This is a genomic window from Streptomyces peucetius, from assembly GCF_025854275.1.
Taxonomy (GTDB): domain Bacteria; phylum Actinomycetota; class Actinomycetes; order Streptomycetales; family Streptomycetaceae; genus Streptomyces; species Streptomyces peucetius_A.
On record NZ_CP107567.1, the window covers coordinates 6,854,062 to 6,869,029 of the forward strand.

Genomic DNA, 14,968 nt, shown 5'->3' on the forward strand with positions numbered 1-14,968 from the left:
GGCGCGCCCGTCCTGCGCCTCAGGACGGGTCGGCGGGGCATGAGCGGGCAGCGTCCGGGCGACCGCCGCGTCATCGGCGACGGGTGACCCCACGGCGCGTGCGGACGCGGAGCAGTGCGACGCCCGCGACCAGCAGCACGGCCCCGGCGGCCGACGGCCACAGCTGAGCCCCGGTCTCCGCGAGGGCGCCGCCCCCCACCGCCTGCGGTGCGTCGCCACCGTCCGGCACGGGCACGCCCGGCGGCTCGTCGGCCGTGGTTGTGGGCGTCGGCGGGGCCTGTGCGGTGGTGTCCGTCCCGGCAGGCGCTGCCGGGCGCCGCGCATCCGCTGCGGTGGCCGGCTCACTCGGCCCGGGGGAGGCGCCGGCAGCCGGTGCGGCCGGCGCCGCGGGAACTTTTGCCGCTTCGGGGCGCGCCTGTGCCGCTTCGGGTGCCCGGGGCGCCTGCTCGGCCTCGGTCTCCTGCTTCTCGGCGGGGTGCTCGGCCGTGGACCTTTCAGCCGCGGGCCTGTCGGCGTTGGGGGGCGCGGCGGTGGGTGTCGCGGGCTCACGGGGTGCCGCGGGCGCGGGCTCCGGGTCGGCCGCGGGCGCGGTCGGACGGGCGGGCGCGTCGGTCTCCTGTTCCGCCGGGGCGGTGGGCGTTCCGGTCGCCGTTCCCGGGGCGTCCTTCGGCTCCTGGGTCCTGCCGCCCGGTGTCTGCGACGCGTCGCCGGGGCCGCAGCGGCGTCCCTCATTGAGACAGCTCACCAACTCCCGCATGAGCTTCTCGTCGAAGACGTTGATGAAATCGCCGTGGTCGGTGACCGGCTTGTGCAGTTGCTCCGGGAACGAGTCGAGCGCGAAGACGGCGGCGTCCGCGCCCTCGAAGACCGGCGGCGGCACATCGTAGACGATCCGCTGGACCAGCTGCGGAATGGCGACGAAGCCGCCCGGGCAACGGCCGCTCGCGTCCGTGAAGGCCACATGGGTGCGGTGGTTGGCGCTGTCGGTGTTCCGGCCGTCCCAGCAGCTCTGGAACCTGAAACTGCGCACCACCTTGCTGCCCTGGGGACAGACCGGGTACTTGTCCTCGAGCTGTCGGTCCTCGAAGCCGGTGCAGCTCCACGACGCGTTGGCGTTCGCGTCGCCGTTGACGAAGGCCTTCGCGTCACCGGTGATGATCCGCAGGAACCGCGGCATGGCGGTGACCTTGCCCCGCGGATTGCCGACGAAGTCCAGCGTCACCTGCGACGGGGTCAGGATCTCGCCGACGTTGCGGTCCTTGCCGCCGCCGTCCGCCTGGGCGTCGTCCTCGTCCTGACCGTTCTGCAGCCGCAGCACCGGCCAGTAGTACGTCGACCGGTCGCCCTCGTCGCGGCACGTGGTGGCGCCCGCCGCGAGGTCCTCGTCGGAGGCGAACGCGTCGTTGGCCTGGTTGCCCACGTAGTCGTGCATGTGGTGGGCGCCGTTGCTCACCCCCGGAGCGACGATGACGTTGTCCGGGTTGAACTTGCCGTTCGCGTTGACCCCGCAGTCCGTGGTGAACGTGCCGCGGGAGGCGCCGCGCAGCCGCGGCGGGTTCTGCACGTTCGGGGCGACGGTACGGATGTCGGCGAAGTCGGACGGCTCGGGGCCGTTGCCCGCCTGCCCGCCGTTGCCCGCCTCGACGCCGCCGCCATCACCGCCGGCGTCGCCGCCGTCGGCCCCGCCGTCCTGGCCGGCCCCGTCCCCGCCGTCGGTCTGCAGGGTGCAGGGGGCCAGCGCCCGCAGGCCCTGCGGCCGTTGTCCGGTGATCCGGCCGATGGCCTCCGCGATACGGTCGAGGCCCGCTTCACGCTTGTTCCGGAGAGGCCCGAGTATCGCGTTCTGCGCGAACCGCGGATCCCGTGCGATCTGCTCCTGCTCGTCGGCGAACCGCTGGTACGCCTCGGTGATCCCGTTGTCCATCGTGGCCAGTTCACGGTCCACCTCGGCCCTGGCCGCTTCCGGTACCTCCGGGAGCCCGTTCGCCGCCTCCGGGCACTTGACGGTCACGGGGGAAGGCCCGGCGCCGAGGGTCTCCCGCTGTTCCTGCCGGGTCTCGCCGCCCGGCCAGGGGCCGTGCCCCTCCCCGGCAGCGGCGTAGGAGTTGACCGCGATGAGACCGCCACCGCCGAGGATCAGCGCGATCGAGGCCGCGACCGTCCGTGCGCCTGCTCTCGGGCGTCTTCGCGTAGCTCGTGCCATGGAGAACTCCGTCTGCTGTGTCACGGGTGGGGGCATGACGGTGCCCGCACAGGGCACGTCCAGATGCATACGCGGTCAACGGGCGAGATGTTCAACGCCGCACGAAAACCGGCTGCCGCCCGCCTAATCACGGTCTCTCACTCGAACAGCCCGTACGGCAGGGCCGGGGCAGGCGGCCTGGAACGCATGGCCATTAGGGTCCTGGTATGGCCTTCCAAAGGCCCGACGACCTTCCGCTCCCGGGAAAGGTTCCCCCATGCCGCCTGCACCGACGGACACCCCTGCCCCCATACGCCGCTCGCCCGTGACCGCCGCCCGCTCGTCGAGGAAACCCCTCTCGCTCGTCGCCGCCGCCGCCCTGATCACGCTGTTCCTCGCCCCTGACGCCGCCGCCGGCGGCGGGCCGACCGGCCCCGGGGCGGGGGCGCGGGCCGAGGCCCACCTCCAACTCGTCCTGGACGGCGAGTCGCTGACCGCCCAGGACATGTTCGACGTCCTGGACGCCAAGTCGGTCGCGGTGAAACTCTCCGACGAGAGCCGCAGACGTATGCGGCAGATCCGCGACGGCGCGCTCAACGAACTCTCCAAGGGCGCTCGCGTGTACGGCTGGAACCAGGCTCTGGGCCCGCTCAAGGACAAGCAGCTCGACAGCGAGCAGCAGAAGGAGTTCCAGAAGCGCATCCTGCGCTCACACGCCGCCGGCGTCGGCGAGCCGCTGCCCGAGCGGGTCGCACGTCTGGTCATGGTGCTGCGCGCCAACCAGATGGCCCGCGGCGCGATGGCCGTCCGCCCGGAGCTCGTCGACCGGATGAACGACCTGGTCACCGCCGGTGTCACCCCGGTCGTTCCCCAGATCGGCTCGCTCGGCTCCGGCGACCTCCAGCCCATGGCCGCGGTCGGCATGGTCCTCACCGGCGACAAGGCACCCGCCCGCTACCGAGGTGAGCAGGGGCCCGCCGCGCAGATCCTCGGCCGCGCCGGTCTCGAACCGTCCTTCGAGCTGGAGCAGGGCGAGGCCCTGCCCATCATCAGCGGCAGCACCGTCGTCCTCGCCTCGTACGCCGACGCCCTGCACCGCGCCACCAAGGCGGCCGGCCTGGCCGAAGGCACGCTCGCCATGTTCATGGACGCCACCCGGGCGGAGATCAGCAGCCTGGACGCCCGTACCCACGCCGAACGGCGGATCCCCGAGGAGGAGAAGGTCGCGGAACGCCTCCGGGAACTGCTGCACGGCAGCGAGTGGACCACCGAACAGGGCCGCCGACGGCTCGGCGAGGACCACCCCCGCATCCAGGACGCGGTGTCCCTGCGCGCCGCTCCGCACATCTACGGCGCGCTGCGCAAGACCCTCGCGGAGGGCCGCCGCGACATCGAACGCGAGGCCAACGCCTCCACCTCCAATCCGCTGGTGTTCGCCCGCGGTTCGGGCCGGGGCCACGAGTTCGTGATGGGCGGCAACTGGGACGGGGCTCTCCTCGGTCATGCCGCCGACACACTGAACGCCCAGATCGCGGACCTCGGCGTCCACAGCCAGGAACTCTCCGCGCGGCTGCTCTCCCCCAAGTGGAGTTACGGCCTTCCCGCCAACCTCGCGGGCGGCACGCCCGGCCTGAACTCCGGCATGGTCCAGGTCCAGACCGTGGCCGCCGCGCTCGTCCCGGAGATGCAGGTAAGGGCCATGGCCGCCGGTGTGCTCTCCCGGCCCGCCAAGGACGGTCAGGAGGACCACAACACCATGGCGATGGCCTCCGTACGCCACCTCCACCAGAACCTGGACCGCCTCGAGACCGTGCAGGCCGTCCTGGCACTCATGTCGGCGCAGGGCATCGACCTGATCGGGAAGAAGATGGCCGGCCTGTCCCTCGGCAAGGGCGTCCGCTCCCTCCACGACAGGGTCCGCGCGCACATCGAACCGCTCCACGACGACCGCTATCTGACGCCTGACCTCGTCGAGATGACCGACCTCGTCCGAGCCGGTGAGCTGGGGCCGGCGCCGCGATGACATGACGAGGACGTGACGCGCGCAGGCGAACCGGTGGGGCCGCCGCCGAGTGCCTTGCCGGGCCGGGCAGTTGAAAGCCGGCCAACGGGGCACACGGTCCCCATGAACGATCTTGTCGCAGCCGACGGCGGTGATCGCCGCACATGACCGCTCCCCCCGAACCCTCGGCACGCCGCCGGCGCAGACCGGCCTTCAGTCTTCGCCGGCTGATGGTCTTCTTCGGCCTCGTCGCACTCCTCCTGTGCATCGCGGGACTCTCGCTCCAACTGGTCGTCAGGACGGCCGGTGAACGGCCCTCGGTCGCCGTGGCCGCGGGAGCCCTGCTCGTCGTGGCCGTCCTGATACTGCACGGCACCCGCCGGCGCCGCGCGGCGCGCCGTCTCGCCGCGAACCTCTCGCAACTCACCCGTGAGGCCGTCGAAGCGGGTGCGGCGGAACAGGAGCGTGCGGCCGCGTCGGTCCCCGATGACGAAGAGGCCCCGGACACGTTCGAAGCCGGTGACCTCGCTGCCATGGACCCGGAGGACTTCGAGCAGGCGGTGGCCGCCCTGTGCGAGCGGGACGGTTGCCGGGACGTCGAAGTCGTCGGCGGTGCCGGCGATCTCGGTGCCGACGTCATCGCCATCGCGCCCGACGGCACGCGGGTCGTCATCCAGTGCAAGCGGTACGGTCCGGAGAACAAGGTCGGCTCCCAGGACGTACAGCGCTTCGGCGGCACTTGCTTCGCGGTGCACGGGGCGGCCGTGGCCGCCGTCGTGACCACAGGCGAGTTCACCCGGCCCGCCGCCGACTACGCCGCGCAGTGCGGTATCCGGTGCCTGGACCACGCCGACCTGGTCGCCTGGACCGAAGGCGCCGGTCCCGCCCCGTGGGAGGGGGAGGCGCCCCGGGCGCCCACCCCGCCCGCACCCGCTTCGGGGACACGAGAGCAGGGCGGCGGGGCCGGGACGTGACGCATGCGGCGGACTGCTGGGGGCAGGCGGACAGACGACCAGGACAGGAGGCCACCATGATGATCGTCGGAATCGCTGCCGTGTGCGTCGTCCTCGCCGTACTCGCGTTCCTCGCGCCGCGCTTGTCGCGGCACCCCCAGCGCGGCGCCCAGCGCACCCTCGGCCTTGGTTCGCGCGCCGGCGGCAAGGCGCCCGGATTCCTGGGGCGTATATTCAGCAAACCATTCCGCAGCGGCTCCGGCGCTGTGAGCCGCAGCGGCGGGGCGGGCCGCAGGGCGCGCGGCCGTCTGCCGTTCTAGCCAGGACGAGGGGATGCCCGTGTTCACGACCCGGCCGACGCTCCAGGGCACCTTCGGGATGGTGTCCTCCACGCACTGGCTCGCCTCGCAGTCCGCGATGGCCGTGCTCGAGCGGGGCGGCAACGCCTACGACGCGGCCGTCGCCGCCGGGTTCGTGCTCCACGTCGTCGAACCGCATCTGTGCGGGCCGGCCGGGGAGGTGCCCGTCATCGTCGCGCCGGCCGGCGGCGAGGTGCGCGTCCTGTGCGGTCAGGGCGTCGCGCCTGCCGGAGCCACCGTCGCGCACTACCGCTCGCTCGGCCTCGAACTCGTCCCCGGCACCGGTCCGCTGGCCGCCGCCGTGCCGGGCGCGTTCGACGCGTGGATGGTCCTGCTGCGCGACCACGGCACCAAGTCCCTCGCCGAAGTGCTGGATTACGCCATCGGCTACGCAGAGCACGGCCACCCTCCCGTCGAACGGCTCTGCGAGACGGTGGAGACCGTACGCGGGCTCTTCGAGACCGAATGGACCTCGTCCGCCGAGGTGTACCTCCCCGGCGGACGCGCCCCCGTCCCCGGCACGCCGCTGCGCAACCCCGTCCTCGCCGCCACCTGGCGGCGGCTGATCGCGGAGGCGGAGGCCGCCGCGTCCGACCGGACCGGGCAGATCGAGGCCGCGCGGCAGGTGTGGCGCACCGGTTTCGTCGCGCGGGCGCTCGTCCGGCAGGCCGCCCGGCCCACCATGGACACCACCGGCGAACGCCACGCCGGCACCCTCGCCGCCGACGATCTGGCCGGCTGGTCGGCCACGTACGAGGCGCCCGTGACGTACGACTGGAACGGCTGGATCCTGTGCAAGGCCGGCGGCTGGAGCCAGGGCCCCGCGTTCCTCCAGCAACTCGCCCTGCTGCCGCGGGAACTGCCCGCCCATGGTTCGGCCGAGTACGTCCACCTGCTCATCGAGGGCTGCAAACTGGCGATGGCCGACCGAGAGGCCTGGTACGGCGACGCCGCCGACGTGCCCCTCGACGACCTGCTCTCCGCGCCGTACAACACCGCCCGCCGCGCGCTGATCGGCGACAAGGCCTCGTACGAGCTGCGGCCCGGCAGCCCCGGCGGCCGCACCCCCGTGCTGAGCGCCCGGGCCGCCGACGTGATCTCCGACGGCCCCGGCGTGCCGGGGGCGGGGGAGCCGACCGTGGCACGGGACGGGGCCGTCCAGGGCGACACCTGCCACGTCGACGTCGTCGACCGGTGGGGCAACATGGTGGCGGCCACCCCGAGCGGCGGCTGGCTGCAGTCCAATCCCGTCGTGCCCGAGCTGGGCTTCCCGCTCGGCACCCGGCTCCAGATGACCTGGCTCGAGCCCGGCCTGCCGAACTCCCTCACCCCCGGCCGCCGCCCCCGCACCACCCTGACCCCCTCGCTGGCGCTGCGCGACGGCGTGCCCGTGATGGCGTTCGGCACACCCGGAGGCGACCAGCAGGACCAGTGGCAGCTGCACTTCTTCCTCGCCGTCGCCCTGCGCGGCAGGGTCCGCGGCGGCTACGACCTCCAAGGCGCGATCGACGCCCCGAACTGGCACAACGACGCCTTCCCCGGTTCGTTCTACCCACGCGGCATGCGGCCCGGCAGCGTCACGGTCGAGTCCCGTATGGACCGTGACGTCGTCGACGCCCTGCGGCAGCGCGGCCACGACGTCACCGTCGGCGGCCCCTGGTCGGAGGGCAGGCTCTGCGCCGTGGCCCGCGACCCTGGCACCGGTGTGCTCTCCGCAGCGGCGAACCCCAGGGGAATGCAGGGTTACGCGGCGGGGCGCTGAGCGCCTCCCGCGATGTCAGCCGGGCGTGATTGTCTTGACACATGATCGATGACTTTCTGACCGGTGACCTGTCCGACGTCGAGGAGGCCGTGCGCAAGGCCGCGGCCGCCGAGATCGTGCCGCGCTACCGCCGGCTCGCGGCGCACGAGGTCGACGAGAAGACCGGCCCGCACGACCTCGTCACGATCGCCGACCGCTGTGCGGAGGAGCACCTGACCGCTTCCCTCACGGCGCTGCTGCCCGGTTCCGTGGTCGTCGGCGAGGAGGCGGTGCACGCCGATCCGGCCGTCGCCGACGCGCTGCACGGCGACGCGCCCGTCTGGATCGTCGACCCGGTCGACGGCACCCGCCAGTTCGTGCACGGCGAGCCGGGGTTCTGCACGCTCGTCGCGCTCGCGCTGCGCGGCGAGGTGCTCGCCTCCTGGACGTACGCCCCCGTGCTGGACGAGCTCGCGGTCGCCGTCCGCGGCCGGGGCGCCCGGCTGGGCGGCACACCGCTGCGGTCCGGTTCGCCCGAGCCCGGTGCGGTGCTCCGCGTCGCCATGTCGCACCCGGACTACACGACCCCCGAGCAGAAGCGCGCCCTGCTGGGACTCGCCGTCCCGGGCGTCGAGGCCAGGCCGTGCGGCTCCGCGGGTCTCGAGTACCTGGCCGTCGCACGCGGTGACCTGGACGCGGTGGCGTTCTCCTGGGAGCTCGCCTGGGACCACGCGGCCGGGCTGCTGCTGGTCACGGAGGCGGGCGGCGCCCATCTCACGGTCACCGGCGAGCCGTTCCGCATCGCGGGCGCCAATGATCTCCCGTTCACGGCGGCACGGGACGAGGCCACCGCCCGCCGGGTCAGGGAACTGCTGACCTGACGCGCGGCACCCGTCCCGCCCCGGCCCGGCGGCCGGTCCCGAGAGCCCGGTGCACCCCGGACCGGATCACCCCAGCCGGGCCCGTACCTCCCTGATCATGGCGTCCGCGTCCGCCACCGCCGCCGCGTCCAGGCCGCGCAGCGCCGCCGACGCCCGCTTCGTGAAGTCCGTCGGGGCCCCGGGGAGCGCCGCGGCCGCCGCCAGCGCGCCCTTCTCGTTCAGGCACCACACGCCGTGGTGGGCGTGCAGCGCCTGCGCCAGCACGCCGAACGCCCGTGACAGGCACAGCGACACGTGCAGGGCGTCCCCGGCCCCGACCGACTTGGCCGCGGCGGCGACGGAGAACTCCGCCTCCCACGCTGCGGCGACCAGCGCACGGCGCAACGGCTCCGGATACGTCCGCGTCCGCTCCCGCAGCGCCGTCAACTCGCCCGCGGGATCGGCCAGTACGCGGCACAGCGCCACCTCGCCCGCGTACGCCGGCGACCAGAACCCCAGGGGGTGCCCCGCCTGTGTCCCCACCTCGAACCGCCCGGCCAGGCAGTCCGCCCAGACTCGTTCGACCCGGTCCAGGTCCCGCAGGATCCAGTCCACCGGCACTCCGCCGAAGGACAGCCACGCACCGCCGTCGACCCACGGGCCCCAGCCACCCGGCGCCGCGACCTCCACCGGCCCGCCGGTCAGCTCGGACGCCAGCGCCGCCAGGGCGCCGACATCGACGCCGCCCCGGTAGTAGACGCCGAGATCCCAGTCGGAGTCCGGCCGGTGGGTGCCCCGGGCCCGGCTGCCGCCGAGCGCCACCGCACGCACACCGGACGTCCGCGCGAGCCGCGCCGCCATGTCTTCGATCGTGTCGTTCATCGCGACCGGACGGTACCCGGTCACGCGATGTCACCGCCCCGGAATATCCTTGGGACCCCTGGCCGTCGGCTGACAAAGGAGTCCGAAGGTGCCGTCGATGCTCGATGCCGTCGTCGTGGGAGCGGGCCCCAACGGGCTGACCGCCGCGGTCGAACTGGCCCGCCGCGGCTTCTCGGTCGCCGTCCACGAGGCCCTGGACACCGTCGGCGGCGGCGCGCGGACCGAGGAGCTCACCCTCCCCGGCTTCCGCCACGACCCCTGCTCCGCGGTCCATCCGCTGGGCATCGGCTCTCCCGCCTTCGGCGCCCTGCCCCTGGCCCGCCACGGCCTCGAATGGCTGCACCCCGAACTGCCCCTCGCGCATCCGTTCCCGGACGGCACCGCTGCGGTGCTCAGCCGCTCCGTGGGCGAGAGTGCCATGTCCTTCGGCGCGGCCGACGCCGGTGCGTACCGCAGGCTGGTCGCGCCCTACCTCGGCCACTGGGACGACCTCGCCGCCGACTTCCTGCGTACCCCCTGGGACGGGCTGCCCCGCGACCCGTACCGCTACGTCCGCTTCGGCCTCGACGCGATCCGGCCCGCGAGCATGCTCGCCCGCCGCTTCCACGGCGAGAAGGCGCGCGGCCTGCTCGCCGGGCTCGCCGCCCACGCCATCGCCCCCACCAGCGGCCTGGCCACCGGCGGCATCGCCCTGCTGTTCGCCCTCGCCGCGCACGAGGTCGGCTGGCCCGTCCCGCGCGGCGGCTCCCAGGCCATCTCCGACGCCCTCGCCTCCTGCCTGCGCGAACAGGGCGGCACCATCCACACGGGCACCACGGTCAAGCGGCTCGACGAGCTGCCGCCGGCCCGGGCGTACATCTTCGACACCTCGCCGACCGCCCTCGCCAGGATCGCCGGCCTCGGCCAGGCGTACTGGCGCTACAAGTACGGCGCCTCCGCCTTCAAGATCGACTACGCGCTGTCGGGCCCGATGCCGTGGACCGCCGAGGAGGCCCGCACCGCCGGGACCGTGCACATCGGCCCCACCGCGGCCGAGATCGAGACCGCCCTCGGCGCGGCGGTCTCCGGCCGCGCGCCAGAGGCCCCGTTCCTGATCACCGCCCAGCCGAGCGTGATCGACCCCGGCAGGGCGCCGGAGGGCAAGCACGTCCTGTGGGCGTACGGACATGTGCCGGCCGGCTGGGAGGGCGACGCGACCGAGGCGATCGAACGCCAACTGGAGCGCTTCGCCCCCGGCTTCCGCGACCTGGTCCTGGCCCGCGCCGTGGCCGGCCCGCCCCAACTGGCCGCGCGCAACGCCAACTACGTCGGCGGCGACATCGCCTGCGGCGCGTTCGCCGGCCTCCAGACCGTCATCCGCCCGAGGCTCGCCCGCGTCCCCTACGCCACCGCGCACCCCGCGGTCTTCATCTGCTCCTCCGCCACCCCGCCGGGTCCCGGAGTCCACGGCATGTCCGGCCACCACGCGGCAAAGGCCGTCTGGCGCCGCCTCCGGGAGCGATGACACCGGCGCCGACGACCACGGCCCCATGACGCCTCGTCAGCAGGCCGCCCGGCCACGGCCGTCGGGCAGCTTGTTGCCCGATGTGGACGGTCGTGGCTCCCCGCGCCCCGGGGGCCTGGAATAATCCCGCTCGTGGATGACGACCAGCTGGTGCCGCTGACAGGCGGCACGCACGGCCCCGACGGCCTGCCGGCGGTGTCTCCGCCTTCCGTGTCCTGGCCCCAGTGGCGTGACGACCATCCCGTCACGGCACCCGGCGGACGTCCGTACCTGCTGGCCGCGCTGCGGATGACGGTCCCCGCCGGCCGGCACTGGCAGCAGCACCGGCTGGTCGAGAACGTCCACCTGCCCGCCAGGCTCGGGCCGCTCTTCAGCACCGTGCCGGTCAGCCACTCGTTGCTCCAGGAACCGCACGGCGGCCGACGCTGCCGATTCAGTACCACCGGCCTCCGGCTGTGGCAGGACAGCGATCCCGGCCGCTGGCCGAACACGCTCTACCGGCAGTTCGAGGAACAGGACGGCCCGCGGCAGGGTCTCGGCGAGGTGAAGATGACGCTGCGCCTGCGGTCCAGGGACGGTGTCACCGTGCAGGTCGAACGCACCATGAGCGAGTGCAACGTGCGAGCCGACGCCCGGCTCCTGCTCGCTCAGCTCCCCGGGCAGCTCGACGACGTCCGGCCGTGACCGCGCCCGGTGGCCCGGGCGACACCAGGAACCGCGCCGATCCCTCCGGTGGCGGTGATCAGTCGACGTCGCCGCGGGTGTCCCCGAGCCGCGGGTCGTCGACCCAGTTGGTCGACGAGACGCCCTCGATGGTGGCACCGCAGGTGCCCCATCGGGGTTTGTTGCTCTCCCTGCCGAGTTGTGGCGGTCGTCGTGATCGTCGCGGTCGTGGTCGTCGGGTCAGGCGAGGCGCACGGTGATCTTCTGCGGTGCGCCCGCCTGGGCGGTGAGATCACCGAAAGTGATCCTCAGTGCCGAGCCGATGCCTGTCGCCAGCACGGTGGCCGGCTTGGAGAGCACGGCGGAGACGTCGCGGTGCCAGGTGATCTCCAGCGAGGTGGCCCGGCGGGCGGGGTCGGACACCACGACGGTGGCGGTGCCGTCGCGCCGCTCCGTGATCAGGACCGACGCGGGGGCGTCGGCGGTGATCCTCTCAACCCGGCCCGCGGCCCAGAAGTTGACGGCGGTGAGGCCGAGGCGCGGAGCACGGATGCCCTGCAGGCTCCCGGTGTTGGCCAGGATTCTCACCCGGCCCCTCTCCGCCGCTCGCCGGGCGGTGGCGGCGGCGCCGGCTCCGGGGAGGAGCACGTAGGTGTAGGAGGCGTCGGCGGGGTCCACGCCGTGGTCGGTGAACAGCGTCAGATAGCGCCGCGTGACCGGGTCGGTGGTGCCGTTGACGTTGATGTCCTTCCAGGCTCCGGTGCGTTCCTCACGTACGGCGCGGAGCCGGCCGCCGTCGGGGAAGACGTAACCGGCCTGTCCGGCGATGTGCGCCCAGCTCGCGTCGTCGAAGGTTCCCGTCCAGCCCTGGGTGCTCGGCTGGGCGATGCCGTCGACGGTGAGGACCGGGGCGCCGTTCGCGCCGAGGTTGCGGTTGTCGACGGTGGTCTCGACGGCGTACCCGTCGGTGGAGGTGATGCCGGCGCCGAGGCACACGACGGAGTCGTCCAGCCAGAACCAGGACTTCTTGGCGCTCATCGTGCTGAAGAGACCCTTGAGGTGCTGTCCGGTGGCGCCGAACCGGCCGTCGGTGGTGCCACCGACCCACTGGGCGTCCGGGCAGGGCTGGCCCCAGTTGCCGCCGGCACCGTCCGGGAGGGGCTTGCGGGAAGCGGTGATGCCGGGGAGGCGGTAGGGGTCGACGGTCGGCCAGAAGGCGTCGGAGTAGTGCTCGAGACCGAAGTCGTCGCCCCACCAGGACAGCCAGCCGGCTCCGGTGTGATATCCGCGGGCGTTCTCGCCGTTGCCGAACTCGTAGTGGGCGATGTGCTCGGCGGCCATGGACACGGAGGCGGCCCAGCCGGGGCGCCGGTGAGTGGCCCGTGCCATGTTGTGGAAGAGCCGGTGCTCGACCGGCTCAGGGGCGGCCTTGACGGTGTCGTCGTCCTGCAGGGCCTGGAGCAGGGCCGCTCGGCTCAGGCCGAGGCCGGTGTTGCTGAGCGCCGGGCGGTAGTAGTCCCGGCGCAGCCACCCCTTGACCATGGCACGCCAGCGGGCGTTCTCCTCCGCGCTCGCGCCCTGGCCGACGAGCAGCACGGTGGCCAGCAGACTGTGCGCGCGGGTGTGGTCGGAGGTCCCCTGCCGGGTGATCCCGCGGGAGGACACGTTGTCCATCATCAGGCCGTTGTAGATGAACGGCGCGACGGCACGGTCGACGGTGTCGAGGAACAGCTGCGTGTTCGGGTCGTCGATCTGCCAGGGCGATCCGCGCAGCAGCGCCAGCAGCCGGCCCACGCCGTCGTGGAGGACCGCTCCGTATCCGCCGATGTAGGGGACGTTGCGGTGCTGGATGAACGAGCCGTCGGCGTAGAACCCGTCGCCCGAGGTGACATACGGGAACACAGGGCCGAGGGCGGCCGCCGCCGAGGTGATCCTGTCCGGGTTCCTGCCGACGACGCCCCGCAGGATGACGCTCCGGCACAGGTCCACGCGGTTGGCACCCGTGCTCGTCCCCGTGTACCTGTCGAAGACCGAGTCCGGTACGAAGTGGTCGACGGCCCGGCAGTAGTTGTAGATCTGTGTCTGCGTCAGGTGGTCGTAGAGCAGGACACAGGTGTCCATGAGCATCTGCGGCACACCGATCTGCCAGTTCCACCAGTTGCCGTACCGGGCGGTGCCCTCGTTGTAGACCTCGGAGTACAGGTGGTCGAGGCCGGTCAGGACCGCGTCACGCAGGGCGGTGTCCCCGGTCAGTCCCGTCCCGGGCTGGCAGTAGGCCTGTGCCATGGTGTTCAGCCGGTTGTAACTGGTGCCCATCCGCGCCGAGTAGGCATAGGACTCCGCATCGGTGTCCGGATCGGGGTCCGCCCACACCTGGTCGGCCCAGAGCGCACCGCTCGTGGGTGCCATGGTGTCCAGATGGGCCCTCGCGCTGGTGCCGAGAGCCGCCAGCAGCGTCCTGAACGGCTCCGCCGCCGGGTTGACCCCCGTGCCCAGGATCAGCTCGCGCCACTTCGCGCGCAGTACGCCGAAGTCGTCGGCTGCGTCGCCGCCGTCGGTTTTCGAGGCGGACGCCGGGTGGGCGGCCAGGCCGCCGGCACCTGAGGCGAGGACAGCTCCTGCGGCGGTCCGGACGAAGGTACGGCGTGACCACGTAGGTGGCATGGAGGCTCCCGGTGAGTCGGTGCAACGCCTGTGCTGCACAGTCGGTGTCGCGGTTTCTAGCACGCGATTTCATCGATCAGCAATGGTTCTCGCACGCTCTTGAGTGATTCTTCGTTTTTCGAAGGGAAACGATGAAGAACGTAAGCAGAGTGATGGCGCTCCCGGGCACGGCTTCCTGCGCGTCACCGAGGTCGCGGGACTCACGCCGAGCGTGTCAGCGCCTCCGCCCGTACCGGATCGGCGAACGGCACTCCCCGCGCGTACCGCTCGAGTTCGTCCAGCGCCGCCTGCGCCATCCGGCCCAGCTCGTTGCCGAGCGAGCCCGCCACATGCGGGGTCAGCAGCACGTTGGGCAGGTGGTACAGCGGGGACGTGGCGGGCAGGACCTCCGGTTCGGTCACGTCCAGCACCGCGTTCAGCCGTCCCGCGGCGAGCTCCTCCGTCAGGGCCTGTGTGTCGACCAGCGAGCCGCGGGCCGTGTTGATGAGCGTGGCCCCGTCCGGCAGCAGCCGCAGCCGGGCCCGGTCGAACAGGTGCCGCGTCTCGGGAAGTTCGGGCGCGTGGACGGTCACCACGTCGCTCGAGCGGACCAGTGTGTCCAGGTCCACCGCACGGGCCCCGAGCCGCGCCGCCTCCTCCTCGTCCGCGTACGGGTCGTACAGCAGCACCCGCAGGTCGTACGGGCGCAACAGCTCGACCACCCGCCGCCCGATCCGCGACGCGCCGACGACTCCGACCGTACGGCGGTAGTTGCCGCCCGGACCGATGATGTCGATGGGGCTCACCCGGGCACGCTCGTCCCGGTACACGCGACTCGCGTGCAGCACCCGTTTGCCGGCGAACAGGATCGCGGCGACGGTGTACTCCGCCACCGGCAGCGCGTTCGCCCCGGCCGCCGAGGCGACTGTCAGGCCCCGCTCCCAGCAGGCGTCGGTGATGTGGTCGCTCCAGTGCCTCGGCGGTCAGCGGCGGGCATCCCCAGCCGGTCACCAGCGCCTCCGCCGTGGCGAGCACGTCGGCCCGCGCCGGGTCGGCGAAGTCGTGGACCACCACGGACGGATCGGTGTCGGCGACCGCCGTCAGGCGCTCCAGGGCCGCCCGGTCGAACAGCGCGTCCCGGACCGGCAGGTCCATGGCAAGGACGGTGCGGGGTCGGCG

General features: G+C 73.0%; 10 protein-coding genes and 1 pseudogene. 7 read left to right on the top strand and 4 right to left on the bottom strand.

Annotated features, from left to right (window positions below):
- Positions 1–70: 70 nt before the first annotated feature.
- Complete coding sequence (locus OGH68_RS30965) at positions 71–2,203, bottom strand: DUF1996 domain-containing protein (RefSeq protein ID WP_264250369.1); 2,133 nt, start codon at positions 2,201–2,203, stop codon at positions 71–73.
- 256 nt (positions 2,204–2,459) lie between these two features.
- On the opposite strand from OGH68_RS30965, the gene OGH68_RS30970 reads away from it, so the two are divergent.
- The 5 genes from OGH68_RS30970 to OGH68_RS30990 all read left to right on the top strand — a co-directional run bounded on the left by OGH68_RS30970 (position 2,460) and on the right by OGH68_RS30990 (position 8,118).
- The gene (locus tag OGH68_RS30970) at positions 2,460–4,205 is read left to right on the top strand and encodes an HAL/PAL/TAL family ammonia-lyase (protein ID WP_264248644.1); all 1,746 of its coding nucleotides are present in this window, start codon (positions 2,460–2,462) and stop codon (positions 4,203–4,205) included.
- A 143-nt stretch (positions 4,206–4,348) separates the two neighbouring features.
- The gene (locus tag OGH68_RS30975) at positions 4,349–5,158 is read left to right on the top strand and encodes a restriction endonuclease (protein WP_264248647.1); all 810 of its coding nucleotides are present in this window, start codon (positions 4,349–4,351) and stop codon (positions 5,156–5,158) included.
- Positions 5,159–5,214: 56 nt separating this feature from the next.
- Entirely contained in the window at positions 5,215–5,457 is a 243-nt protein-coding gene (locus tag OGH68_RS30980) for a DUF6411 family protein (RefSeq protein WP_264248648.1), read from the top strand.
- A 19-nt stretch (positions 5,458–5,476) separates the two neighbouring features.
- Positions 5,477–7,258: a gamma-glutamyltransferase family protein gene (locus OGH68_RS30985; protein ID WP_264250370.1), complete on the top strand. Its 1,782-nt coding sequence runs from the start codon at positions 5,477–5,479 to the stop codon at positions 7,256–7,258.
- 41 nt (positions 7,259–7,299) lie between these two features.
- Positions 7,300–8,118 carry an inositol monophosphatase family protein gene (locus OGH68_RS30990; RefSeq protein ID WP_264248650.1) on the top strand — a complete coding sequence of 273 codons (819 nt, stop codon included), beginning with the start codon at positions 7,300–7,302 and terminating at the stop codon, positions 8,116–8,118.
- 66 nt (positions 8,119–8,184) lie between these two features.
- Here OGH68_RS30990 and OGH68_RS30995 read toward each other — a convergent pair whose 3' ends face one another.
- Positions 8,185–8,979, bottom strand: a complete 795-nt coding sequence (locus OGH68_RS30995; RefSeq protein ID WP_264248653.1) for a nucleotidyltransferase domain-containing protein — start codon at positions 8,977–8,979, stop codon at positions 8,185–8,187.
- An 88-nt stretch (positions 8,980–9,067) separates the two neighbouring features.
- Here OGH68_RS30995 and OGH68_RS31000 point away from each other — a divergent pair, with 88 nt between their 5' ends.
- Positions 9,068–10,483, top strand: a complete 1,416-nt coding sequence (locus tag OGH68_RS31000; RefSeq protein WP_264248654.1) for a phytoene desaturase family protein — start codon at positions 9,068–9,070, stop codon at positions 10,481–10,483.
- Between the two features lie 132 nt (positions 10,484–10,615).
- Entirely contained in the window at positions 10,616–11,167 is a 552-nt protein-coding gene (locus OGH68_RS31005; RefSeq protein ID WP_264248657.1) for a hypothetical protein, read from the top strand.
- Between the two features lie 219 nt (positions 11,168–11,386).
- On the opposite strand, the gene OGH68_RS31010 is transcribed toward OGH68_RS31005, so the two are convergent.
- Both OGH68_RS31010 and OGH68_RS31015 read right to left on the bottom strand, forming a co-directional pair.
- Positions 11,387–13,810 (bottom strand): polysaccharide lyase 8 family protein, encoded by a 2,424-nt coding sequence (locus OGH68_RS31010; protein WP_264248658.1) that lies wholly within the window; start codon positions 13,808–13,810, stop codon positions 11,387–11,389.
- 200 nt (positions 13,811–14,010) lie between these two features.
- Positions 14,011–14,944 (bottom strand): annotated as a pseudogene (locus OGH68_RS31015) (hydroxyacid dehydrogenase).
- Between the last annotated feature and the right edge of the window lie 24 nt (positions 14,945–14,968).

What these genes read in the sequence shown, in the direction of transcription:
- OGH68_RS30965 (WP_264250369.1), bottom strand. Translation starts at nt 2,203, where the DNA reads ATGGCACGAGCTACGCGAAGACGCCCGAGAGCAGGCGCACGGACGGTC.
- OGH68_RS30970 (WP_264248644.1), top strand. Translation starts at nt 2,460, where the DNA reads ATGCCGCCTGCACCGACGGACACCCCTGCCCCCATACGCCGCTCGCCC.
- OGH68_RS30975 (WP_264248647.1), top strand. Translation starts at nt 4,349, where the DNA reads ATGACCGCTCCCCCCGAACCCTCGGCACGCCGCCGGCGCAGACCGGCC.
- OGH68_RS30980 (WP_264248648.1), top strand. Translation starts at nt 5,215, where the DNA reads ATGATGATCGTCGGAATCGCTGCCGTGTGCGTCGTCCTCGCCGTACTC.
- OGH68_RS30990 (WP_264248650.1), top strand. Translation starts at nt 7,300, where the DNA reads ATGATCGATGACTTTCTGACCGGTGACCTGTCCGACGTCGAGGAGGCC.
- OGH68_RS30995 (WP_264248653.1), bottom strand. Translation starts at nt 8,979, where the DNA reads ATGAACGACACGATCGAAGACATGGCGGCGCGGCTCGCGCGGACGTCC.
- OGH68_RS31010 (WP_264248658.1), bottom strand. Translation starts at nt 13,810, where the DNA reads ATGCCACCTACGTGGTCACGCCGTACCTTCGTCCGGACCGCCGCAGGA.